This window comes from Parasphingorhabdus sp. (assembly GCF_036964565.1).
In the GTDB taxonomy this organism is placed as follows: domain Bacteria; phylum Pseudomonadota; class Alphaproteobacteria; order Sphingomonadales; family Sphingomonadaceae; genus Parasphingorhabdus.
Window position 1 is genome coordinate 237,950 of the sequence record NZ_JBALTN010000006.1, and the last position, 24,754, is coordinate 262,703.

Here is a 24,754-nt window from a genome sequence, read left to right on the forward strand (position 1 = left end):
TTAGGGCAGAAACGAAATGGTTCGGATCGCAATCGCCAATCAGAAGGGTGGAGTGGGCAAGACCACGACCGCCATCAATATGGCCACGGCGCTGGCCGCGAGTGGCTGGAAGGTGCTGTTAATCGACCTCGACCCCCAGGGCAACGCCTCGACAGGGCTCGGACTGTCGCAGGGCGACCGTGTCAACAGCAGCTACGACCTGCTGATTAACGACGCCGCGCTTTCTGACTGCATAAACCAGACCAAGGTTCCGGGCCTGGAAATCGTGCCGGCTACGGTCGACCTGTCGGGTGCCGAGGTCGAGCTGGTCGAATTCGAAGAGCGCACCCATCGTCTGAAGAAGGCGCTGGATGCGGCGGACAACAGCCGTTGGGACATCATATTGATCGATTGTCCGCCGTCGCTGGGCCTGCTGACACTGAACGCGATGGTCGCGGTTGAATCGCTGCTCGTCCCCTTGCAGTGCGAGTTTTTTGCGCTCGAGGGGCTGAGCCAGCTACTGCAGACCGTCGAACGCATCCGCGCCCGGTTCAACCGGCAATTGTCGGTAATGGGCGTGGTGCTGACCATGTATGACCGGCGCAACAAGCTGACCGAGCAGGTGTCCGACGATGTCCGCGCCTGTCTCGGAGACGTGGTCTTTGACACGGTGATCCCGCGCAATGTGCGCCTGTCCGAAGCACCAAGTCATGGACTGCCGGCGCTGATCTATGACTATCGCTGCAGCGGCTCGGTCGCTTATATCGATCTGGCCCGCGAACTGATCGGCCGGCTGCCCGACCGAAAGGTGGCTGCCTGATGGCCGACAACGACCCTTCGCTCGACGACAAGGGCAAAAAGGCGCCGAAACGCGCAACCGGGCTGGGCAGGGGGCTGAACAGCCTGTTTGGCGATATCCAGCGCGAGGAACCGATCGTGACCGGCGATGTCACCGAGGGCGGTTCGAATACGACCGCGCCCGTCATTGACGGCCTGCGCTCGATCGCGGTTTCGGAAATTCGGCCCAATCCCGACCAGCCGAGGCAGACGTTCGATTCGGATGCGCTGGATGAACTGGCGGACAGCATGCGGCAACGCGGCGTGATTCAGCCGATTGTCGTTCGCCCGCACGGGAAAAATTTTCAGATTGTCGCCGGGGAACGCCGATGGCGCGCGGCCCAGAGGGCTCGTCTGCACCAGATTCCGGCGGTGGTTCGGAATCTCAATGACGAAGAAACGCTGGAAATCGCCATCGTCGAGAATGTCCAGCGGCGGGATCTCAACGTCATCGAAGAGGCCGAGGCCTATGCCCGACTGAGCGAGGATTACGGTCATAGCCAGTCCCGGCTGGCCGAAATCGTCGGCAAATCGCGCAGCCATATCGCCAACCTGATGCGCTTGCTGGAATTACCGGATAGCGTGAAGACGCTGGTCGTCGAGGAAAAGCTGACCATGGGTCATGCGCGCGCCCTGATCAATGCGCCCGATGCCGCCGAACTGGCGCCGCAAATCGCCAGCAAGGGCCTGTCGGTGCGCGATGTCGAGCGTCTGGTCCGCAAATCGCTGTCTCAGCGCAAGCCCGGTTCGACAGCAAGGCAGGCATCCGCCACCGAGACGGATGCAGACATCAAGGCCCTCCAGACCCATCTTGGCGATCTCCTGGGCCTGAAGGTGAAGATCCAGTCCGACGGGCAGGGCGGGGTTCTGGCGATTGAATATGCTAATCTTGATCAGCTTGACCTGATCTGCCAGCGTCTGACCGGCGAGCATATCTAGTCTCCGGCGGGTGTGAACGGCCGGGGGCGGTGCGGTGATGCGATGATTCCCTCGCGAAACCGGGGGCAAAACCACCTCTTTTAACCTATATAATTCAATGGGTTGCATGGTTAAAATAAATTTAACCATGAGTCGCAGCAAATGTTTATTCTTTCCCGGAGATAAACGCCGCTGAATGTTGTCACAGGCGATAGCCGACCAGTGGGTTTGGTTTGCTACACCGCATGTGTCCTTTCAGCTACGCAATGAAAAATAGGGACCAGTAACTATGTCAAAATTCATCAAGGCCGCTTTGGCCTCTTCCGTACTCGTGGCATCTGCCTTCAGCGCCACCGCCGCACAGGCCGCCACCGCCTCCGCTGATGCACGCGCCAATATCCTGCAGCAGGTTACCGTAAATTCCGATGGCAGCGCGCTGGACTTCGGCACGATCGTCACCGGTGCCGCAGCCTCCACCGTTTCGGTCAGTGCCGGCGGCCGCTCTTGCGGTGCTGGTCTGGTCTGTTCGGGTACCACTTCGGCTGCCGGCTTTGATGTCACCGGCACCGCAGGCGAGACCGTCAGCGTTGCTTCCGATCCAAGCGTCACGTTGACCAGCGGCACCAACAGCATGACCGCTAACATCGTTGCCAGCGTTTCGACCCTGACCCTGACCGGCGGTGCCGGCTCGTTCAACGTCGGCGGACTGCTCAATGTCGGTGCCAACCAGGCCGATGGTGCCTATGCCGGTACCTTCAACGTGACCGTCAACTACAACTGAAGACACGCACGGCGGCGCAACAATGCGCCGTTCGAGGCTAGATAGACCCGCTCGCGACCATCGTCGCGAGCGGGTTTTTTTTGCGCGTGTTGCGGGCCGCGACTCAGCGATAAACGCGTGATGGTTAGCGCTTTGGTAACCCTATTTCGGCATAGCTGAGCCGTGGGTACGGGCGCGTTGCGTCCGATCCGGATGGACCAGCATTACCGGAGAATGACATGACTATTATTGGGAACAACCGATTCAGCAAGGCGCGCCTCGGGCTGGCCGCTCTTGCTTTGACTGCGATCACGCCCCTCGCTCCCGCACAGGCGGCCGGCGACCTTCTGGTCGCGCCGACCCGCGTGGTGCTCGACGGCCAGCGCGGCACCGAAGTGATACTGAACAATATCGGTTCGGAAACCGCCACCTACCGCATTTCCCTTGAGCTACGGCGGATGACAACCGACGGTCGCCTGGAAGATGTCTCGGAAGAAGAGGCCAATGCAATCGAGCAGGCCGCCAAGGCGATGATCCGCTATGCACCGCGCCGCGTCACCCTGCCGCCGAACCAGCCCCAGGCGATCCGCCTGGGCGTGCGCGCACCCGAAGGTCTCGCCGACGGCGAATATCGGGTGCATCTGCTGTTCCGCGCGATACCCGAAGCGCGATCGGTCACGGACGCGCCGCCGCCCGATGGCGGGCTGACCATCGCGCTTACCCCGATCTACGGTGTGACGATTCCGATCATCGTGCGCTACGGCAATCTGCAGGCCACCGCCGCCATTGCCAATGGCCGCCTGGAAACCGATGTCGAGGGCCAATCCTTCGCCTTCGACCTGAGCCGCACGGGCGATCGCTCGACCTATGGCGAGATCCGGATCACCAAGCCGGGAGTCGCCGAGCCGGTGATGGTCGTGCGCGGCATCGCGGTCTATCCCGAGATTGCCAAGCGGACGGTATCGCTTCCGGTTCCGCCGGAAATCGCTGCCCAGCTGAACGGCCCGGTGTCCGTTGCCTATTATGAATCGGCAAATGACGGTGGGGCGTTGATCACCAAAACCGATATGGTCATCAGATAGTTCATATTTGTCAATGACTTGATCTGGCGTCATTCGGCCAGACAGTCATGATGCAAATGATCAGGCAGCGATATCAGACAATCGGCCCGCGCGTCGCAGCGCGGGCCAAGGCCGCGGGGATCCTGGTGATTTTCGCGGCTTTGCTGCTTGTTGGCGTGCCGGCGCAGGCGGCGACCGGCTGGTCGGCGAGCGACGATGACGCGCTGCTGTTCGATCTCAGGTCCGGCAAATATCGGCTCGGCGACGGTGTCAGGGGCTATCAGACCGATACCGGCATATGCATCGACCTCGCCGACGTCATCATGGCCCTCGACCTTCCGCTGCGGCTCGACAAAAAGTCGCGCCGCGCAACTGGCTGGATATTCTCCGAGCGCCAGACGCTCGTCATCGATCGGGACAGCAGCACGGTACAAGGGGCGAATATCGACCAGAAGCTGACGGCCGGCGAGATCTACGACGTACCGGAAGGTTGGTGCGTGGATACGAAGAGCCTTTCGAACTGGTTCGGTATCGATCTGGTCGCCGACCTGTCGAATGCGTTGCTCACTATCCGGTCCGACACCCAGCTGCCGTTTGAACGGGCCATGGCCCGCAAGGAACAGGCCGCCAAGATCCGGCCGCGCAAGAGCTTTGACCTCACCAGCCTGCCCCAGTCCTCGGAACCCTATCGATTCTGGCGGACGCCGTCCGTCGATGCGGTGGTTGCCGCCGGCGGCCTGAAAGACAAGAGGTCCGGGCACCAGTTCGATCTCCGCTACGAGCTCTATGCATCCGGAGAGGTGGGCAAAGCGAGCTTCGATGCCCGCCTGTCTTCCAACGACAGCGGCGTTCCCGAAAATCTGCGGATGCGCGCCTATCGCACCGACCCGGCCGGCAAGCTGCTCGGGCCGCTGCGCGCGACGCACTTTGCCCTCGGCGACGTCTCCACCTTTTCCACGGCTCTGGTGTCGCAATCGGTTGCCGGGCGCGGCGCGCTCGTCACCAACCGTCCGGTCGAGCGCGCCGACAGTTTCGACCGCACCAGCTTTCGCGGCGAACTGCCCAGTGGCTGGGATGCGGAACTCTACCGCAACGACCAGCTGCTTGCCTTCGCCGAAAACCGCTCCGATGGTCGCTACGAATTCATCGACGTGCCGCTGCTCTACGGCCAGAACCGGTTTGAAATCGTTCTCTATGGCCCGCAGGGCCAGGTCGGGCGCGAAACACGGTCGATTCCGGTCGGGCTCGACTCGATCCCGCCCCGGCAGACCTATTACTGGGCCGGGATTCACGAGGCCGGCGAGGATCTGATCCGGCTCGGCGCCTATGTGCCGACCCGCCAGGCCGGCTGGCGCGGCGGCTTCGGCCTGGAGCGGGGTCTCGACACCAGGACATCGGTCGCCGGCTCGCTGTTCACCCTGCAGATTGACGGCCAGCGCCACGACTATCTCGAAGGATCGGTGCGCCGGGCGGTGGGCCCCACGCTGGTCGAGCTATCCGCCGCCTCCGATCTTGGTCAGGGCATGGCTTTCCGCGGCCAGCTGCTCGGCCAGTTTGGCAACAGCTATATCACTGCCGAATCGGTCTGGGCGCGGGGCGGCTTTGTCTCCGACCAGGTCGACCGGAACGTCCAGTCCCGGCACAGCCTGGCGGTCGACCACGGCTTCAAGATTGGGAAAAATGTCCTTCCTTTTCATATAGATGCACAATATGAGACCCGATCCGACGGGCGTGACAGCTTCGACCTGACCGGTCGGATGTCGCTCAATCTCAATCGCCTGTCGCTGACCGGCGAACTCAACTGGGAGAAGCGATTCAGCGATTTCGGCCCCGATCCGCCCGACCGACTCGAAGCGCGGCTGCTCGCCAATGGCCGGATCGGCAAAGTCCGCCTGCGCGGCGAGGCGGTCTATCGTCTGGCACCGGAGAAACAGTTTGAACGGGTCAACTTCACTGGCGAATGGCGCGCCGGCGAGCGCTCCGACTGGCGCGCCGAACTTGGCTATGACGCGGGGCTCGAACGTGGCCGCGCCGGCATCGGCATCATTCGGCGGTTCGAGCGCTTTTCGCTGACCGCCAGCGCCGAAGCGGCCACCGATGGTTCGCTTGCGGCCGGCCTCAACCTCGCCTTCAGCCTTGGCCCCGATCCGCGCAGCGGCAAGTTCCGGCTGTCAAACAGCAAGCTCGCCAACAACGGTCAGGCGCTGGCGATCGTGTTCCACGACGCCAATCGCGACGGGATCCGCCAGCCCGGCGAGAAACTGGCCGAGAATGTCGAGCTGACCGCCGGGCAGGCCGTCGCCATGAACGCCACCGACGGCAACGGACGAGCGGTCATCGACAATCTGCAACCATTCCGGCCGGTGCTGATCGGGATCGACACCAGCAGCCTGCCGAACCCCTATGTCCAGCCCGCCCTGCCCGGCGTGGTAATCACGCCGCGGCCCGGAGTGGCGATGACGGTCGAACTGCCACTGGTCAGCGCCGGCGAAGTCGAGGGTACCCTCGCCCGCAGCGGCGGGGCGCCGCTGGCCGGTGTCGGCCTGGAGCTGATCGACAGCGAGGGTCGCATCGCCCGCGAAACGCAGACCGAATTCGACGGATTTTTCCTGTTCGACGGCGTGCCCTATGGCGACTATACGCTGCGCGTCGCGCCGTTGTCGGCGCAGGCGATCCAGGTTTCACCCTATCTGGCGGTGCGCGCGCGCGTTGACCAGAGCAGCCAGGTGGCGAGGCTGGGCATTGTGACGGTCAGCCCGAACAGCAGCCTTGCGGATAATCTGGTCGACCAGCCGGACCAGAAACCGCTGTCATAGAAGCGGTGCGGCGCTCCTTGTAACGCTTGCGCTTTCTGGTACTGATCCTGTTTTCCGGTCGGTCAGGAACAAAATATGCAAATCATCGCCAATGGCATCAATATCGAGGCAGAAGATCACGGCAATCCAGCGCACCCGGCGATATTGCTGGTCATGGGCTATACCGCGCAGCTGATCTACTGGCCGATGGATTTCGTCAATGGTCTGGTCGAGCAGGGTTTCCGCGTCATCACCTTCGACAACCGCGATGTCGGCCTGTCCTACAAGTTCGACGGGGTGAGCGCGCCAAACCCCATTCGCCAGATGATTGCCAAGCGCTTTTTCCCCAAGCGGCAGATGGCCCCCTATAATCTCGGCGACATGGCGCGCGATGCGGTTGGCGTGCTCGATGCGCTGAAGATCGACCGGGCGCATATCGTCGGCGCTTCGATGGGCGGGATGATCGGCCAGCTGATCGCCGCCGATCACCCCGACCGCGTCTTGTCCTTCACGCCGGTGATGTCCTCGACCAACGCGCCCGGCCTGCCGGGGGCCAAGGCCGAGGTTCGCAAGGTCCTGCTGCAGACCGCGCGGGCCCGGACGCGGACCCCGGACGAGGCGCTGGAACTGGGACTGGCCTTTTCATCGCTGATCGCATCTGAGGAAGGGCGCAACCGTCCGGACGAACGCCGGGCAATGATGCAGCTGGCGCAGGAACGCGCCTTCTATCCGCCCGGCCCGAAACGGCAGATGGCCGCGATCATCGACACCGGCAACCTGCGTCCGGTCGCCAACCGGATTCCGGTGCCGACCATGGTCATCCACGGCGCCGACGATCCGCTCATTCCGCCCGCTTGCGGCCGCGATATCGCCGCCAATATCAGGGACGCCCGCTTCGAGCTGGTCGAGGGCATGGGCCATGACCTGCCGCCCAGCAAGCTGCCGGCGATGGTCGATCTGATCGCGGATCATTGCCGCTCCGTCTAACAGGCGCGCCCTATTCGGGCACCGGCAGGCAATAGGTGATGCTGGTGCCGGCCATCCGGATGTCCCGGGGCTGAGCGGACAGCCAGTCGCCATCCACCTGGAAGGCGGCCATTTGCGACCCGGCATCCCCCGCGCGAATCGTCAGGGCCTGCGCCGGCAGCGAGCGGACGAATGCCAGCCGCGCCGGATCGCGGCCCATCGCCACCGCGGCAAGAAAGCGAAAGAAATCTCGCCGCCGCGCCCGCGCGAGCGCGACCACGTGAAACCTCGGGGAGGCCAGGTCCGCCTGCGGCGCCAGCACCCAGTTTCCGGCATAATGCCGGGCCTTGATCACGTAAAAGGCCGCGCAGTCGAGCTGCGTTTCGCTTCCGCCGGCCTCCACCTGCAGCGCGAAGCGGAAGGCCGGCCAGTCGGCGAGCAGCCGCAGCATCGACCAGGCATAGGCGGCGCCGCCAATTCGCTTCTTCAGCGCCGGATTGTGCCGGGCCACCGCCTGGCCATCGGGACCGGCGCTGATGCAGGCGACAAACGGCAGGCCGTCGCTGGTGATCAGCGGTGCCTCGAGCCTGGCCCGCTCCCTGGCCAGAAAGCCGGCCATGATTTCGCGGGCAAATTTTTCCGGATCGGACGAGTAGCCGATTTCCCGGGCGACCAGATTGACCGTCCCGGCCGGGAACACGCACAGCGGCTTCGTCAGGCCGGCCTTGGCCATCGACGCGACAACCAGCCGCAGGGCCCCGTCGCCGCCGGAGACGCAGACCAGATCGCATTCGGGAAAAATCTCGAAGCGGCCATCCTGCTTGGTCCGGCCCAGCCGCACCTGCGCCCCGCACGCCTCGAACGCCCGGGCCAACACGTCAAGCCGGACGTCATTATGGGTTCCCGACGCCGGATTGTGGATCAGTTCGACAAGCATGGGCCGTCCATGGCGCGGTTGCGGAGTCTCCGTCAATGGCGGATCGAATGACGAGCCGGTGACAGCGACCGTACGGCGCCTTCTAGGCCGCGACCTGGAGGCGCCGCAAGGCGATGTCCCGCGCGGCCTTGTACCCCGCCTTGCCGTTGGCCGCGCGCGGCACCTCGTCGACCAGGACGAAGGTGCGTGGCGCCTTGTAGGCGGCCAGCCGTGTCCGGACATGCTCGGCCAGCGCCGCTTCGTCGAACCGGGCGCCGTCGGCCATCGACAGCACAGCCGTCACCTTCTGGCCAAAGCGGTCGTCTGGCAGGCCGATGACCAGACAGTCATAGACCGATTCGTGTGTCTTCAGCGCTTCCTCGACTTCTTCCGGAAAGATTTTCTCGCCGCCGCTGTTGATACAGGCGGAACCGCGTCCGAGCAGGGTGATCGATCCATCGGCCTCGACCGTCGCGAAATCGCCCGGAATCGAATAGCGCACGCCATCGAAGGTGCGGAAGGTTGCCGCGCTCTTGGCTTCGTCCTTGTAATAGCCGAGCGGGACCATCCCGCCGTTGCAGATCAGGCCCATTTCGCCCGAGCCGGGGGTTACCGGCTTGCCTTCCTCGGTCAGCACCTTCGTGGTCGGATTCATGTCGAACTTGGCGGTCTGGTCGCTGTCGACATTTTCCGCGGTGGTGATCGACACGCCCATGCTGCCCTCGGTCGAGCCCATGCTGTCGACGATGGCCATATGCGGCAGGTGGTTCAGCAGGCCGCGCTTGACCTCCGCCGACCACATCACGCCGGATGAACCCATCATCGCGAGGGAGGACAGGTCAAGGGTCTGGCCCGCCGCTTTTGCATCGTCCAGCGCCGCCAGCATCGGCTTGGCAAAGACATCCCCGACGATCGTGATGTCGGTGACCTTTTCGTCGGCCGCCAGCTGCCACAGCGCGGCCGGATCGAAATGGCTGTTGTCAAACAGCACCACGCAGCCGCCCAGACTGTGCGGGATCATCGCACCGATCCACATGCCGGTGCCATGCATCAGCGGGCAGGCCGGAATGGCGCGGGACACCGCCCCGGCTTCATGCAGCTGCCGGACCAGCGGACCGAAGCTGGAGGCATCCGTTGGCGGCTCCATCATCCGCATCTCGAAACCCTTGGCGAGCAAGGCGCTGGCAAAGGTCTTGTGGTCGTACATCACGCCCTTGGGCATGCCGGTGGTGCCACCGGTATAGAGCATGTAGAGATCGTCGTTGGACCGCGGGATCACCGGCATCGGATGCGCCCCGTGCAGCGCCTCTTCATAAGACACCGCGCCGTCGAGATGCTCGCCGGAGCCGTCCTCGATCTCCAGGAAAAGCCGGATCTGCTCGAGCTGGTCGCGAATCGCGGCGACGCGCGGCGCGAATTGCGCCTGGAAGACCAGCGCCTCGCTGTCGCTGTTGTTGATCACATGGGTCAGCTCCGCCTCGAGATAGCGGTAGTTGACGTTGACCGGGCAGATTCGCGCCTTGAAGGCCCCGAACTGGGTTTCGAGATATTCGGCTGCGTTATGGGAATAGATCGAGAGCTTCGCGCCCTGCTTCAGGCCATGATCGGTCAGCACCTGCGCCAGCCGGGCAGCGCGATTTTCATATTCGGCCCAGCTGTAGCGCTTGTCGCCGTCGAGGATTGCGGGCTTGTCGGGTATCGCCTGGGCAATATTCTCCCATATATCGGCCATCTGCCAGGTCATGCGATTCTCTCCTTATTTTTTCGGAAAGAATAGCCGGATCGCGGATTTACGCAACAAAATGGCGATAGCGGGAGTCGATCGAGCCGATCTATGGCTGGGTGCGGGCAGCGAGTTCGGCCCGAATAGCATCACCATGTTCGCCCAGCGCCGGGCTGGGGCCGCATGGTGCCAGCTTCCGGCCGCCAAAGCGGGCCGCCGGCGTGACATGCTGCACGGGGCCGAGCAGCGGATGTTCGCATTGTTCGAAGATGTCCATCGCCAGCGCCTGCCGGTCGGCGGGCAGATCTTCCAGCGACAGGCAGGCCGCCGCCGGTACGTCGTTGCTGGCGAGCACGGCGACCATTTCCGCGCTGGTCAGGTTCGGCGTCTCGCCGGCGATGATCGAAGCCAGTTCGGCCATGTGGACGCTGCGATTGGCCAGCCCCTTGTACCGTTCCTCGCTTTTCAGGTCCGGACGGCCGACCAGGTCGAACACCGCATCCCAATGGCCGTCGGTCATCGCCGCATAGGCGATGGCGCCGTCGGTCGAGCGCAGCGGCAACTGATAATAGTCGGCGAAAGGCGCGCCATGCGCGACGTCCTCGCCGTGCAGCGTCAGGTGCATGCCGCCGTCCGGCCAGAGAAAGGCGATGCAGCTTTCCAGCATCGACAGGTCGATATGCTGGCCGCTGCCGGTGCGCTCGCGGGCAAACAGCGCGGCGGTGATCGCCTGCGCGGCAGTATAGGCGGTGACCTTGTCGCAGATCAGCGTCTTGACATAGGCGAAGCCGGAGGGGTGGCCCTGCAGGGTCATGAAGCCGGCCATAGCCTGCATCACATGGTCATAGGCCGGACGACTGGCAAGCGGTCCTTCGTGGCCGAAGCCGGTGATCGCGCAATAGACCAGCTCCGGCTTCTCGTCGCGCAGGGCGGCGCTGCCCAGCCCCAGCCGGTCCATCACCCCCGGCCGGTAATTGTGGATCACCACATCCGCCTGCAGGCACAGCTGCCGGGCGGTGGCGACATCGTCGGGCGACTTGAGGTCGAGGGTGATCGAGCGCTTGGCCTGGTTGCAATTGTGGAACAGGCCGGAGATTCCGGCTTTCTGGCTGCCCAGCCAGCGCATCGGATCACCGATGCCCGGTGGCTCCACCTTGATCACGTCGGCGCCCTGCTGGGCGAACATCATCGTCGCCAGCGACGCGGTGATCATCGTGGAAAATTCGACGACCCGGATTCCGGCCAGTGGCTGCGTTGTCTCTGTCATGCGATCCTCAATCCCGGCTCCTTCTCTGCAGAGCGCCACCAGCATATGGTGCGATCGCTTGCTCGACAAGCGCAGGATCGATAGGGGGCCGTCAATCGCCCAGGTTGGCGGACAGTCTTTCAAAGGCGGTAAGGAAATCTTCCTTGAAGCCCTGTACGACCTGGCCCGCGGTCATCTGCTCGTTCATCAGGCCGACGCCCTGGCCGACCCAGTAGGTCGCCAGATCCTTCGCGCCCTGGCTGTCGCCCTGGCTGAGCTTGTCGATCACCCGGAGCGGCGGTTCGGCGACCAGCGACTGCAGCGGCATCGGCAGCGGCGTCGGCGCGCCCTCCGCTTCCCAGGCATCGGTCCAGGGCGAGCGCAGCTGCCGCGACGGCTTGCCGGTCCGCGAGCGTGCCCGGACCGTATCGCGCGAACTGGCGGCGAGCATCTTCGCCTTCACCACCGGATTGGTTTCCGCTTCGACCGTGGTCAGCCAGACCGATCCGCACCAGACGCCGCTGGCACCCATGGCCATGGAGGCCGCCATCTGCGCGCCGGTGGCGATGCCCCCCGCCGCCAGCACCGGCGTCTCGTCGCCAATCTGGGCCAGCGCATTGCAGACCTCGGGGATCAGTACCATCGTCGAAACATCGCCGGTATGGCCACCGGCCTCGCCGCCGACCGCGATGATGATGTCCACGCCCGCGGCGACCTGGCTCATCGCATGGTCTCTGGTCCCGACCAGCGCCGCGACGGGAACACCATGCTTCTGGCCCATGTCGAGCATCACCTGCGGCGGGATGCCGAGCGCATTGGCGATCAGCTTGATCGGATGGCGAAAGGCGACCTCGAGGATTGCCGCCGCGGTGCCGCCGCGCAGATTGTCGGTGAACGCGACCTGCTCGCGGCGCACCGCCTCGATATCGTCCGCGATGCGGGCGGGATCGACGCCATGGCGTTGCATGATGTCATCGGTAAACCGCTTGTGTTCCGGCGGAAGCGCCGCCAGCACCGCCTCCGGGTCGAGTTGCTCGCCTTTGCCCTCGACCTTGTTCGGGACAATGATGTCGAGCCCATAGGGCTTGCCGTCGACATGCGCGTCGATCCAGCTCAGTTCCTCCTCCAGCGTTTCCGGCGAGCAATTGACTCCGCCGAATATGCCCATGCCACCGGCGCGGGACACCGCGGCGACGACATCGCGGCAATGGGAAAAGGCGACCAGCGGAAATTCGATGCCGAGCATGTCGCAGATCTTGTTGTTCATTGCATATTCCCTCTTGCCGTTAGGCCTGAGCCTGTCGAAGGGCGCCTAGCGACGAGAGCCGTGGTTCGACAGGCTCGCCACTAACGGTATCCCTCTGACATCCTCCGACAGGTTCAGGGCGAACGGTATCGATCAACCGTCCTCTTCCGCCGCCTCGTCCGCGGCGATCTCCAAAATCAGGTCGTCGGCCGCGATCTGCTTGCCGGCGGTCGCGCTGATCGATTCCACCGTGCCGTCGATCTCGGCGAGAATTTCGTGCTGCATCTTCATCGCCTCCAGCACCGCCAGCTTGTCGCCCCGGGCGACGCGCGCGCCGGCCTCGACCAGTATCTCGAGCAGCAGGCCGTGCATCGGCGCGACCACGGTGCCGCCGCCGCCGGCATCCTCCATCGCGCTGAGGCCGGTCAGGTCGGTGACGGTCAGCGAGCGGTCGGGCAGCGCCAGATAGAGCGTGCGGTGATCGTCGTAATAAATCACCTCGACGGTGCGGCCATCGACCCGCAATTTTGCATGGTCGGCGGTCAGGCTCATCAGGGTAACCGATCGTTGGTCCTCGCCCGCGATCACCCGATACTGGCCCGGCCGGTCGACATGGACATGGATGGTCTGCGCATCGTCGCCGTCGGCATATTGCACCACGGTTTCCAGCGCGCCGGTGTTCGACCAGTCGAGCATTTCCGGGTTGACGTTGAGCGCCAGCCGGTGCGCCGCCTGCTGCCGCAGCTTGTGGTGGATGACCGCGGCAATGGCATAGGAACCGAAGGCGTGATCGCCGAGATCGACGCCGCCTTCGCCATAATTTTCGCCGATAAATGCCGTGGTCGCTTCGCCCGTCACAAAGTCCGGCCTGTCCAGCGCATCGATCAGGAAGTCGCGGTTGGTCTTCGGACCGAACAAGGCGGTTTCCGACAAGGCCTTGATCATCCGCCGCCGCGCCTCGTCGCGGGTCGCGCCGTGGGTGATGATCTTGGCGACCATCGAATCGTAAAAGGGCGAAACCTCGCCGCCGCTGGCAATCCCGCTGTCGACCCGCGACAGGCCCGAGGGCTTCCACAGGTGGACCGGGCCGGTGCTGGGCAGGAAATCGTCCGCCGGATCCTCGGCATAGAGCCGCACTTCCATTGCATGGCCAGTGAGACTGATGTCCTGCTGTTCCAGACCCAGCAAGTCGCCTGACGCAACTTTCAGCTGCAGCGCGACAAGATCAAGGCCGGTCACCTCCTCGGTCACCGGATGCTCGACCTGCAGCCGGGTGTTCATTTCGAGGAAATAGAATGCGCCCGACTGGTCGAGCAGGAATTCGACCGTGCCCGCGCCGACATAGTCGACCGCCTTCGCCGCATCGACCGCCGCCGCGCCCATCTGCTCCCGCAATTCGGGAGTCATCACCGGGCAGGGCGCTTCCTCGATCACTTTCTGGTGGCGGCGCTGCACCGAACAGTCGCGCTCGCCGAGATGGATGGTATTGCCGTGGCTGTCGGCAAACACCTGGATCTCGACGTGGCGCGGCCGGATGATCGCCTTTTCCAGAATCAGCTCGCCATTGCCAAAGGCGTTTTCCGCTTCCGAGCGGGCCAGCTTGATCGCATTGGGCACGTCGGGCAGATGATGGACCAGCCGCATGCCCCGCCCGCCGCCGCCGGCGGCAGCCTTGACCATTAACGGCACGCCGATTTTCTCCGCTTCGGCGATCAGCACCTCGTCGGCCTGGTCATCGCCCTGATAGCCCGGCACGCACGGTACGCCGGCGGCAATCATTGCGCGCTTCGACCGCGCCTTGTCGCCCATCACGTCGATCGCCTTTTCCGGCGGGCCGACGAAGAGGATGTCGGCATCGGCGCAGGCCTTGGAGAAGGCGGCATTTTCCGACAGGAAGCCGTAGCCCGGATGGATCGCATCGGCACCGATGTCCTTTGCGGCCTGGATGATCTTGTCGACCAGCAGATAGGATTCGTTGACCGGTGCGGGGCCGATGCGCACCGCGTCGTCTGCCATCTGGACATGGGGGGCCTTGGCATCGGCATCGGAATAGACGGCGACTGTGCGCATGCCCAGCGCCTTGGCGGTGCGCATGACCCGGCAGGCGATCTCGCCGCGATTGGCAACCAGGAGCGTGTTGATTCTTGTCATTTCATTTTCCTTCACCCCGTTCATGCTGAGCTTGTCGAAGCATGGCATTGCGCCAGCTGTCCTTCGACAGGCTCAGGACGAACGGCAGAATTGTCAAACATCTGTTCATTCCGGCTTCACCACCCAATAGGGCTTGCGCTTTTCGAAGAAGCTGGCGACGCCTTCCTTGGCCTCGTCGCTGACCATGCGGTCGGCAAAATTCTCGGCGGCGAGGCGGATCACGTCCTCGCGCGGCTTGCCGGCTATCTGGCCGAGCAGCTCCTTGGTCGCTGCGACCGCACCGGGTGCCGCGCCCAGCACCTGCTTGCGCAATTGCATCTCGATCGCTTCCAGCCCGGCCACATCGTCGGCGATGAAATCGGCAAAGCCCAGCTCATGCGCCTCGCTGCCGTCGAACCGCGCCGCGGTCAGCATCAGCCGGCGCGCCGTGGCATAGCCGAGCTTCTGAATCACGAACGGCGATATCTGCGCCGGGGTCACACCGATCGCGGTTTCGGTCATCGCGAAGCGCGCGCCGCTTTCGCAGATCACCACGTCGGCGCAGCAGGACAGGCCAAAGCCGCCGGCCATCGCCGCGCCCTCGATCAGCACGATCACTACCTGCGGGGCGGTGTTGACCAGGTCGAATATCTCGGCCGCGCCACTCGACATTTTGATGATATCGGCGCGATTGCCGCTCTGCTGGAAATTGTCCTTGAAATTCTTCAGGTCCGCGCCGGCACAGAATATGCCGCCGCGCCCGCGCAGGGTGATACCGCGCACGCCACTTTCATAATCAGGGCGATCCTCGCGCACGCTCTTCAGCACCGCCGCCAGTTCCGCGACCAGCGCATCGCTTAGGGCGTTGCGATTGTCCGGCTGGTTGAACCAGATGGTCAGCCAGCCCTGACGGAGGTCCAGTTCGAGGGTTTTTGTGTCGGGTAGGTTGGTCATGATGTGTATCCCTGCCAAGGCAGGGATCCATGTCCTGCCCTTGCCTCTAGACGCAATGGTTGGGTTTTCTCGTGGCCGGTAGTGCCAGACGGATGTTTCCGAGATGGGCACCCGCCTGCGCGGGTGAACAGCGCTTCAGTCGATAGCTTGCTCATATCCGCGCCACCCCGAAGGCATTGGGGTGCAGCGTCCGGTTCTGCGCCTCGAAAATCGTCTCCAGCGCAAAGCCCAGCACCTTGCGGGTGTCGCGCGGGTCTATCACGCCATTGTCGAGCACCCGGCCGGAGGTGAAGAAGGCGCTTTCCTGCGCCTCGAAAATATCGCGGATCCGCTGTTCCTGCCTGGCAATGGCCGCTTCGTCGGGCTCCTCGCCCTTGCGCTTCGCCTGCACCCGGGCGACGTGGCTCATCGTGTTGGCCGCCGACGCGCCCGCCATGACGCCAGTTTTCGCGTTGGGCCAGCTGAACAGGAAATCGGGCTCGAAGGCGGTGCCGCTCATTCCGTAATTGCCCGCGCCAAAGCTGGCACCGATATAGAGCGCCAGCTTCGGCACCCGGACATTGGACACCGCCTGGATCATCTTGCTGCCCAGCTTGATCATCCCCTTGTGCTCGGACTCGGTGCCGACGATATAACCGGTGGTGTTGTTGAGGAAGATGATCGGCAGCTCGGACTGGTCGCACAGCTGGAAGAAATGCGTGGCCTTGGCCGCCGCTTCCGGGTCGAACGGCCCATTGTTGCCGATCAGCCCGACCGCGTGGCCCATGATGCTGGCCTGCATGCAGACCGTGCCCGGACCATAGCGGGCCTTGAATTCCTCGAAATCGGAGCCGTCGACGATCCGCGCTGCGACCTCGCGCACGTCATAGGGCGTGGTATAGTCGACCGGCACGATCCCGGCGATCTCGTCGATATCGTAGAGCGGTTCCTCGTAATCGTTGCGGCGGATCGGGGTGCTGTTCTTGTTCCAGTCGAGACGGGCCATGGTCTCGCGCGCGATGGCGATGCCGTGGGCGTCGTCATCGGCGAGATATTCGACGCTGCCGGTGGTCGAGGCATGCATCTCGGTGCCGCCGAGCTCGCGATCGTCGGCGACCTCGCCGGTCGCCGCGTGGACCAGCGCCGCGCCGCCGAGCGCGGCCATGCCGTTGTTGCGCACGCCGATGACATAGTCGGACATGCCCGGCATATAGGCGCCACCGGCGGTGGAGGGTCCGTGCAGCACGACCATGGTCGGGATGCCGGCCGCGCTCAGCCAGGCGAGATTGCGGAACAGCATGCCGCCATGCGCCCACAGCTCGACCTTATATTCCATCAGGTTGGCACCGGCGCTTTCCACCAGATGCAGGAAGGGCAGCTTGAACTGCTGCGCCATTTTCTGCGCGCCCTTGCTGGCGTCCCAGCCGCCGGCGGTAGCGGCGCCGGCCCGAATGCCGCTGTCATCGACCCAGATCATGCAGCGCACGCCCTTGACGAAGCCGATGCCGAGGATGACGCTGCCGCCGGGGATGCTGGTCTCGGGATTGTCGTCCTCGACCAGGTAATTGGCCATATTGTACAGCTGCAGCCAGGGCATGCCGGGGTCGAGCAGCCGCTTCAGCCGTTCGTGCGGGGTCAGCTGGCCGCGCTTCTCGAAGGTCGGGCGGCGCTTCTCCGAAGCTGCGACCGCGCGCTGCTCGAGGCCGCGCAGATGTTCGATCAGCGTCAGCATGTCCTTGCGATTTTGCTCGTAACTGTCGGAGCCGACGGCGATCTTCGATTTAAACTGGGGCATGGGTGCAGCGCCTCTTTCCGATGTGATCGTGCGGACTATTCGCCATTTGACACGGCGAGTCCATAAAGGCTAATTGAATAGCATTCGATATTGTCGAGTCAAGTTCGTAAAGGAACAAATCGTGGCGTCAAAAGCGATCCCCTCTGAAACCCAGCGCGCCAAGCTCGAGCGCAAGGAGCGGGTCATATTGGAAGCGGCCCGGACCATCTTTGTCGATCACGGCTTCGACGGCGCCCGGATGCAGGAGATCGCCCGCCGTGCCGGCATCGGCGAAGGCACCATCTACAGCTATTATGATTCCAAGGCGGAGCTGATGCTGGCGGTGCTGCAGCGATTCTGGGACGGGCTGACCCTGGAAGCAGAGGGCGTGATGGCGTCGGTTCAAGTCCCTGATTTCTTTGGCCGGCTCGACGCGCTGGCCCGATATCATCTCAATACGGTGATCGTGAACGCCGATTTCATCAACCTGACCTTCGCGCTGCGCCGCAACAACAGTGAGGTCAGCGTCTCGCGCGACCATCTGCGCCATTATGTGGCGGTATTCGACCGGCAGTTCCTGCGCGGGCAGGATCGCGGTGAACTGCGCGCCGACGCGGTGCTGTGGCAGGCGCGGGACATATTCTACGGCAGCCTCGAATATAGCGCCCGTTCGATCGAGATGACGATGGAGGGCGATCGCAGCACCAGGGATCAGCAGCCTGTGGTCGACGACATGGTTGCGCTGTTCCGCGCCCATTATGGTGCTGCTGCCGAACGCGAAGCGGCTGGCGGGGCCACCCTCGCCGGCCTGTCCCGACAGGTCGAGCAGCTGACGGAAACCATTGCATCGCTTGCCAGCCGCCTTTCCTGACGGGCAAAAAAAGAGCCCCTGAAGGAGCCCTTTCTTTCGGTCTTTGGTGCAAGGTCAGGCGGCCTTGTAAAAGCTCTCGCCGGCATCTGCCTTCTCGCGGAAGCTCATCGGCGGCTTGAACCGCTCGCCATATTTCTGCGCCAGATTGTCGGCAACACGGACGAAATTGTCGACGCCCATGGTGTCGATATGGCTCATCGGGCCGCCGGTCCAAGGCGCAAAGCCCCAGCCAAAGATCGCGCCGAGATCGGCGGACTGCGGATCGGAGACCACGCCCTCGTGATAGCATTGCGCCGTGGCGATCAGCTGGATGAACATCAGCCGTTGCTTGACCTCCTCGACGTCCGGCTGCTCCTCCGCCAGCGGGAAATGCTCTGCCAGGCCGGGCCAGAGCTTCTTGGAGCCGTCCTCGCCATATTCGTAGAACCCGCCGCCAAAGCGCCGCCCGCGCCGGTCGATCTGCTTGACCATGACCTCCATCAGCTGTTCGGTGCCGCTCGGTACATAGGCATCGCCCATGTCTTCCTTGGTTGACGTCATGATGTCGTAGCCGAGCTGCAGCGTCGTTTCGTCGACCACGGCCAGCGGGCCGATCGGCATGCCCATGGCGATTGCGGCATTCTCGATCAGCGCCGGCTTCACGCCCTCGGCGACCATCAGCATCGCCTCGTTGGCATAAGGCGGGAACACGCGGTTGGTGTAGAAGCCGCGGACATCCTTGACAACGATCGGCACCTTGCGGATCCTGGCGTTATAGTCGAGCGCCACGGCCAGAGCCTTGTCGCCGGTTTCCGCGCCGGGGATGATTTCCAGCAGCGGCATTTTCTCGACCGGCGAGAAGAAATGCATGCCGATGAACTGGTCCGGCCGATCGCTGTTCTTGGCGAGGCCGGTGATCGGCAGGGTTGAGGTGTTGGAGGCAAAGACGACATCCTTGCCGATCACCGCTTCGGTCTTGCGGATCACGTCGGCCTTGACATCGGGCCGCTCGAACACTGCCTCGATGATCAGGTCGACATCCTTGAGATCGTCATAATTGTCGGTCGGCTTGATTCGGGCCATGAAGGCCTCGGCCTTTTCCTTGGTCATCTTGCCGCGCGAGACATTCTTGTCGACGATCTTCTGGCTGTAGGCGATCGCCTTTTGCGCCTCTTCCATATTGCGGTCGAGGACGATGACATCCATGCCGCCCTTGGCGGTGACATGGGTGATGCCGGAGCCCATCAGGCCGGCGCCGAGCACGCCGACCGTCTTGATCTCGGATTTCGGCACGCCCTCGGGACGCGCCGCGCCCTTTTCCGCTGCCTGCTTGTTGATGAACAGGGTGCGGATCATGTTCTTGGCCTGCGGGCCGCTCAGCAGCTTGGTGAAATATTTGCTCTCGACGCGCAAGGCGGTGTCGATCGGCAGCATCGAGCCCTCGTAGAGGCAGGACAGGATCGCCTTGACCGCCTCGTAATTGCCCTTGCTCTGCTTCAGAGCGATCGCCGAGGAGCCGAGATAGAGCGGCACCGCGCGCGGATCCATCGATCCGGCACCGCCGGGGAACTTATAGCCCTTCTTGTCCCATGGCGCGGACGCCTTGGGGTTGGCCTTGACCCATTGCTTGGCCTTGGCGACGACCTCGTCGGCCGGCACGACTTCATCGATGAAGCCCTGCGCCTTGGCGGTCTGCGGATTTGCGGGGTTGCCCATCATGATCATCATGCCGGCGGCCTGCAGGCCTGCCAGGCGTGGCAGCCGCTGGGTGCCGCCGCCACCGGGCAGCAGGCCGACCTGCACTTCGGGCAGACCGAGCTGGATCTTCGGATTGTCGGCGCAGACCCGGTAGTGGCAGGCGAGCGCAAGCTCGAGACCGCCGCCGAGTGCAAGGCCATTCAATGCGCAGGCCACCGGCTTGGCATGGGCCGTGCCCTTGAGCAGGTCCTTGGCGCTGTGGCCGCCGGTTTCCATGCGACGCAGCATGCCGTTCAGCTCCCAGGCGCTTTCAAAGGCTTCCGCCATGCTGTCGGCCTTGGACGCGCCGAGCATGTTGAGATCGGCACCGGCGAGAAAGCCGGACGGCTTGCCGGAGGTAATCACCGCGCCCTTGATATCGTCGTTGCCGATCAGCTCTTCGACGAAGCTCTTGAAATCGGCGATCAGCGCCTGGTTCCAGACGTTCATCGACTGGCCGGGCAGGTCGATGGTGACGAGAGCGATGCCGTCGCTGTCGGTATCGACTGTGAATGTTTCGTAGGTCATGTCTTTTCCTTGCTTTCTCATCCTGTGCTCCGCCGTTGATGCGGAGCCTTGGCGAGAGGGCGGTTGCCAGCCCTCCGGAGCTCCGCATCACGTGCGGAGCACGAAAATTAATTCACCCGTTCGATGATCGTGGCGATGCCCATGCCACCACCGATGCAGAGCGTTGTCAGCGCGGTCGACTTGCCCGACCGTTCAAGCTCGTCGAGCACCGTGCCGAGAATCATCGCGCCGGTCGCGCCGAGCGGATGGCCCATGGCAATCGCGCCGCCGTTCACGTTCATGACGCTGTGGTCGACCTTCATGGCGTCCATGAAGCGCAGGACAACCGCGGCAAAGGCCTCGTTCAGCTCCCACAGGTCGATATCGCTGGCGGTCATGCCGGCGCGTTCCAGCGCCTTCTGCGCGGCAAATTCCGGACCGGTCAGCATGATCGTCGGTTCGGAGCCGATCGCGGCCATCGAGACGATCCGCGCGCGCGGCTTCAGGCCGTATTTCTCGCCGGCCTTTTCGTTGCCGACCAGTACCGCTGCCGAGCCGTCAACGATGCCGGAGCTGTTACCGGCATGGTGGACATGGTTGATCTTCTCGATCTCGGGATGCTTGAGGATCGCGACATCGTTGAAGCTGGGCATCTGCTCGCCCATCATCTTGAACGCGGGGCCAAGCGCGCCGAGCGATTGCATGTCGGTCTCCGGCCGCATCAGCTCGTCATGGTCGAGCACGACTTCGCCGATCACATCGCGGATCGGCAGGATCGACTTGGCGAAACGCTTCTCGTCCCACGCCCGGGCGGCGCGCTTCTGGCTTTCGACCGCATAGGCGTCGACATCGTCGCGGCTATAGCCATATTTGGTGGCGATCAGGTCGGCGGAAATGCCCTGCGGCACGAAATATTCCTGGAACACCAAAGTCGGGTCGGCCATGCCGCCAAGACCGTCGCTGCCCATCGGGATGCGCGACATCGATTCGATGCCGCCGCCGACCGCCAGATCGGTTTCGCCGGAACAGACCTTGCCCGCTGCGATATTGACCGCTTCCAGACCCGAGCCGCAGAAGCGGTTGACCTGGATCGCCGAGGTGGTGTCGGCATAGCCGGCCTTGAGCGCCGCCATCCGGCTGATCACCGCGCCCTGTTCGCCGACGGGGGAGACGCAGCCAAAGGCGATATCCTCGATTTCATGGCCGTCCAGACCGTTGCGGTCGTTGACCGATGCCAGCACCTGCGCGGCAAGGTCGAGAGCGGTGATTTCGTGCAGGGCGCCGTCGCTGCGGCCCTTGCCGCGCGGCGATCGCACGGCGTCAAAAATTAAGGCTTCGGTCATTCGGAATTCCTCTCGTTGAACGAATGGCATGGTTTGGGCCCGATGCTAATGTTGCACTGCAACACAGTCAAGCAGTTTACGTAAACGTCAAGCAACGGCGACCCGAATCACCGTGGCCTTCTTCTGTTTCCACCATAGGCTATTCGAGGATAGATTGATATTTCTGGCTGAAAACGTCGCGTCCGACGATATAGCGCATGATCTCGCTGGAGCCGGCGTAGATGCGGCTCATCCGCGCGTCGGTGAAGATCCGGCTAATCTCATATTCCTTCATATAGCCGGCACCGCCGTGCAGCTGCAGCCCGAGATCGGCCATTTCCCATTCGATTTCGCTGCCCAGCATCTTGCCCTTGGCGGCGATATTGGCGTTGAGCCCGCCCTGGTTGTGGATGTCGACGCAATGATCGACATAGACCTGCAGCATGTCGATCTTGGCGTCCATCTCCGCCATCTTGAACTGCGTGTTCTGCATGTCGGCCAGTTTCTTGCCGAACACGTCGCGTTCCATGACGAATTCGCGCGTCACGTCAAAGGCGCGGCGCGCAGATGCGGCATAACCGACCATGGCGATCAGCCGTTCCTCGGCCAGGCCCTCCATCAGGTGGATGAAGCCCTTGCCCGGCGTGCCCAGCGTATTGTCCTTCGGTATCTTGACGTCATTGAAGAACAGTTCCGCCGTGTCCTGCGCGTGCAGTCCGATTTTCTCGAGATTCTTGCCGCGCTCGAACCCCTCCATGCCGCGCTCGACGATCAGCAGCACCATCGCGTGCTTGTCCTCGACCCCGTCGATCTTCGCCGCGACGATCACGACATCGGCGTTGATGCCGTTGGAGATATAGGTTTTCGACCCGTTGAGCAGCCAGTGGTCGCCCATGTCCTTGGCCATCGTCTTCATGCCGGACAGATCGCTGCCCGCGCCCGGTTCGGTCATCGCGACCGCCAGGATCGTTTCGCCGCTGACGCATTTCGGCAGAAAGCGTTCGCGCTGTTCCTCGTTGCCGATATTCTTCAGATAGGGTCCGACGAGCCGGCTGTGCAGCGTGTTATACCATTCGCCGCAACCGGCCCGGGCGGTTTCTTCGATGATGATCTGTTCGTAGCGGAAATCATTGTCGCCCATCCCGCCATATTTCTCGTCCGGCCAGATCATCAGAAACCCCTGGTCGCCGGCCTTCTTGAATATCTCCCGGTCGACAATCCCGGCTTCGCGAAATTCATCCATCCGCGGCGCGACCTCGTCGGCGAGAAAGCGGCGATAGGCGTCGCGAAACATATGCTGTTCTTCGGTAAATTTGCGCATGGGAATATCCTTCAATCCAAGAGAGGGCCGGCGTGCCCGCGCCCGCCGATTTTGTCCCAGTCTTAATGGGCGAGGTTTAATCGGTCAATTAAGAAACAAGGGCGTTGCAATTGCCGGGCAACCATCGGTATGGCGGGGGCGTGGAACAGACAAAGAAACCCTTCATCCTCGGGCTGGGCGGCACGACAAGCCCCATTTCATCGACCGAAATGGCGCTTTCGATCTCCCTGGCAGCGGCTGCGGCTGCCGGCGCCGAAACCGAATTGTTCGGATCGGACCGGCTGATGGCGCTGCCCCATTATCGTTCGGATCCTGCGGGCCTCAACCAGACCGGCAAGGACCTGGTCGCGCTGGTGCGCCGCGCCGATGGCGTGATATTGTCCAGCCCCGGCTATCACGGCACCATTTCCGGCCTGGTCAAGAATGCCATCGACTATATCGAAGAGACATCAACCGACGACCGGGTCTATCTCGACGGCCTGCCGATCGGGCTGATCGTCACCGCCCATGGCTGGCAGGCGGTCGGCAGCACGCTGGCGGCGCTGCGCTCGATCGTCCATTCGCTGCGCGGCTGGCCGACGCCGCTGGGTGTCGGCATCAATGCCTCCGGCGGCATGTTCCGCGACGGGGTCTGCGCGGATCCCGGGGTCAACCAGCAACTGGAACTGGTTGCCGAGCAGGTGATGCTGCGCGCCGAGGCGCGTTGAATCACTTAGGCGGCATATTGCCGTAAAAATCCCGGTACCAGCTGACGAAGCGCTGCAGGCCCTCCTCCAGCATCACCTTGGGCTGATAGCCGGTAAGCGCGTGCAGCCGCGACACATCGGCATAGGTGGCTGTCACATCGCCAGGCTGCATCGGGCGCATGATCTTGCTCGCCGTCACGCCAAGCGCCGTCTCGAGCGTCTCGATCATTGCCATCAGCCCGACCGGATGGCTGTCTCCGATATTGAGGATGCGATGGCCCTCCCGTTCGGGCGGCCGGTCGAGCGCGCCCAATATGCCGTCGACAATATCATCGATATAGGTGAAGTCGCGCGCCATCCGGCCTTCGCCGTAGACCTCGATTGGCTCGCCAGCCAGAATCTTCCGGGTGAAGCCGAAATAGGCCATGTCGGGCCGGCCCCACGGCCCGTAGACGGTGAAGAAGCGCAGTCCGGTCTGCGGAAAGCCGTAGAGTTTCGCATAGGACTGGCTCATCAGTTCGCAGGACCGCTTGGTGGCTGCGTAGAGCGATACCGGCTCGTTGACCGGTTCGTCTTCGGTAAAGCCGCTCCCGCCCATCGGCTTGTCGCCATAGACCGAGCTGGACGAGGCATAGACCAGATGCTGGAAATCCGGTGCATGACGGCTGGCTTCGAGCAGCGACAGATGCCCCTGCAGATTCGATTTCTGGTAGGCGAAGGGATTGTCGATGCTGTAGCGGACGCCGGCCTGCGCGGCGAGATGGATGATCCGCCGGATCCCGTCTGCCAGCACCAGCGCCTTGACGTCATCGGCATCGGCAATGTCCATTTCCACAAAGCGGAATCCGGCCAGGCCCTGCAGATTGGCCAGCCGCGCGGCCTTGAGCGCCGGGTCGTAATAGTCGTTGAGATTGTCGATCCCGACCACCGTCTCCCCGCGTTCGATCAACCGGCAGGAGACGGCATGGCCGATAAAGCCGGCGGCCCCGGTCACCAGTACAGGATCTTTTCCGGCTTCGTTCATCTGCTTGCCCATCCTCGGTTGCC

The 24,754-nt window shown here is 63.3% G+C and carries 19 protein-coding genes; 8 read left to right on the forward strand and 11 right to left on the reverse strand.

Annotated features, from left to right (window positions below):
- Positions 1-16: 16 nt before the first annotated feature.
- The 6 genes from V7650_RS10615 (at position 17) to V7650_RS10640 (ending at position 7,337) form a co-directional block, all read left to right on the forward strand.
- Positions 17-799, forward strand: a complete 783-nt coding sequence (locus V7650_RS10615) for a ParA family protein (protein WP_335656217.1) — start codon at positions 17-19, stop codon at positions 797-799.
- Positions 799-1,755, forward strand: coding sequence for a ParB/RepB/Spo0J family partition protein (locus V7650_RS10620; protein ID WP_335656218.1), 957 nt, complete (start codon positions 799-801; stop codon positions 1,753-1,755). Before V7650_RS10615 ends, V7650_RS10620 begins: the two co-directional genes overlap by 1 nt.
- A 268-nt stretch (positions 1,756-2,023) precedes the next feature.
- A complete protein-coding gene (locus tag V7650_RS10625) occupies positions 2,024-2,515 on the forward strand; it encodes a DUF4402 domain-containing protein (RefSeq protein ID WP_335656219.1) in 492 nt (163 codons plus the stop codon).
- A gap of 218 nt (positions 2,516-2,733) precedes the next feature.
- Positions 2,734-3,576 carry a fimbrial biogenesis chaperone gene (locus V7650_RS10630; protein ID WP_335656220.1) on the forward strand — a complete coding sequence of 281 codons (843 nt, stop codon included), beginning with the start codon at positions 2,734-2,736 and terminating at the stop codon, positions 3,574-3,576.
- Between the two features lie 56 nt (positions 3,577-3,632).
- Complete coding sequence (locus V7650_RS10635; protein ID WP_335656221.1) at positions 3,633-6,371, forward strand: MSCRAMM family protein; 2,739 nt, start codon at positions 3,633-3,635, stop codon at positions 6,369-6,371.
- A 75-nt stretch (positions 6,372-6,446) separates the two neighbouring features.
- On the forward strand, positions 6,447-7,337 hold the full coding sequence (locus V7650_RS10640; RefSeq protein ID WP_335656222.1) for an alpha/beta fold hydrolase: 891 nt from the start codon (positions 6,447-6,449) through the stop codon (positions 7,335-7,337).
- 10 nt (positions 7,338-7,347) lie between these two features.
- Here the strand turns inward: V7650_RS10640 and V7650_RS10645 are convergent, their stop codons facing one another.
- The 7 genes from V7650_RS10645 to V7650_RS10675 form a co-directional block, all read right to left on the reverse strand.
- Positions 7,348-8,253 carry a diacylglycerol/lipid kinase family protein gene (locus V7650_RS10645; protein WP_335656223.1) on the reverse strand — a complete coding sequence of 302 codons (906 nt, stop codon included), beginning with the start codon at positions 8,251-8,253 and terminating at the stop codon, positions 7,348-7,350.
- An 82-nt stretch (positions 8,254-8,335) separates the two neighbouring features.
- Complete coding sequence (locus V7650_RS10650) at positions 8,336-9,976, reverse strand: acyl-CoA synthetase (RefSeq protein ID WP_335656224.1); 1,641 nt, start codon at positions 9,974-9,976, stop codon at positions 8,336-8,338.
- A gap of 88 nt (positions 9,977-10,064) precedes the next feature.
- Positions 10,065-11,222: a CaiB/BaiF CoA transferase family protein gene (locus tag V7650_RS10655; protein ID WP_335656225.1), complete on the reverse strand. Its 1,158-nt coding sequence runs from the start codon at positions 11,220-11,222 to the stop codon at positions 10,065-10,067.
- Positions 11,223-11,313: 91 nt separating this feature from the next.
- Entirely contained in the window at positions 11,314-12,468 is a 1,155-nt protein-coding gene (locus V7650_RS10660; RefSeq protein WP_335656226.1) for a nitronate monooxygenase family protein, read from the reverse strand.
- Between the two features lie 132 nt (positions 12,469-12,600).
- A complete protein-coding gene (locus tag V7650_RS10665) occupies positions 12,601-14,598 on the reverse strand; it encodes an acetyl/propionyl/methylcrotonyl-CoA carboxylase subunit alpha (RefSeq protein ID WP_335656227.1) in 1,998 nt (665 codons plus the stop codon).
- 105 nt (positions 14,599-14,703) lie between these two features.
- Positions 14,704-15,531, reverse strand: coding sequence for an enoyl-CoA hydratase/isomerase family protein (locus V7650_RS10670; protein WP_335656228.1), 828 nt, complete (start codon positions 15,529-15,531; stop codon positions 14,704-14,706).
- A gap of 151 nt (positions 15,532-15,682) precedes the next feature.
- Entirely contained in the window at positions 15,683-17,305 is a 1,623-nt protein-coding gene (locus V7650_RS10675) for an acyl-CoA carboxylase subunit beta (RefSeq protein WP_335656229.1), read from the reverse strand.
- Positions 17,306-17,426: 121 nt separating this feature from the next.
- Between V7650_RS10675 and V7650_RS10680 the strand changes: the two genes are divergently transcribed.
- Positions 17,427-18,155, forward strand: a complete 729-nt coding sequence (locus V7650_RS10680) for a TetR/AcrR family transcriptional regulator (RefSeq protein ID WP_335656230.1) — start codon at positions 17,427-17,429, stop codon at positions 18,153-18,155.
- Positions 18,156-18,209: 54 nt separating this feature from the next.
- Here the strand turns inward: V7650_RS10680 and V7650_RS10685 are convergent, their stop codons facing one another.
- The 3 genes from V7650_RS10685 to V7650_RS10695 all read right to left on the reverse strand — a co-directional run bounded on the left by V7650_RS10685 (position 18,210) and on the right by V7650_RS10695 (position 23,021).
- Positions 18,210-20,399, reverse strand: a complete 2,190-nt coding sequence (locus V7650_RS10685; protein ID WP_335656231.1) for a 3-hydroxyacyl-CoA dehydrogenase NAD-binding domain-containing protein — start codon at positions 20,397-20,399, stop codon at positions 18,210-18,212.
- A gap of 107 nt (positions 20,400-20,506) precedes the next feature.
- Complete coding sequence (locus tag V7650_RS10690; RefSeq protein ID WP_335656232.1) at positions 20,507-21,721, reverse strand: acetyl-CoA C-acetyltransferase; 1,215 nt, start codon at positions 21,719-21,721, stop codon at positions 20,507-20,509.
- A 139-nt stretch (positions 21,722-21,860) separates the two neighbouring features.
- Positions 21,861-23,021, reverse strand: coding sequence for an acyl-CoA dehydrogenase family protein (locus V7650_RS10695; protein ID WP_335656233.1), 1,161 nt, complete (start codon positions 23,019-23,021; stop codon positions 21,861-21,863).
- 140 nt (positions 23,022-23,161) lie between these two features.
- Between V7650_RS10695 and V7650_RS10700 the strand changes: the two genes are divergently transcribed.
- Positions 23,162-23,728, forward strand: coding sequence for an NADPH-dependent FMN reductase (locus V7650_RS10700; protein ID WP_335656234.1), 567 nt, complete (start codon positions 23,162-23,164; stop codon positions 23,726-23,728).
- A 1-nt stretch (position 23,729) separates the two neighbouring features.
- Here V7650_RS10700 and V7650_RS10705 read toward each other — a convergent pair whose 3' ends face one another.
- The gene (locus V7650_RS10705; protein ID WP_335656235.1) at positions 23,730-24,743 is read right to left on the reverse strand and encodes an NAD-dependent epimerase/dehydratase family protein; all 1,014 of its coding nucleotides are present in this window, start codon (positions 24,741-24,743) and stop codon (positions 23,730-23,732) included.
- Positions 24,744-24,754: the final 11 nt, after the last annotated feature.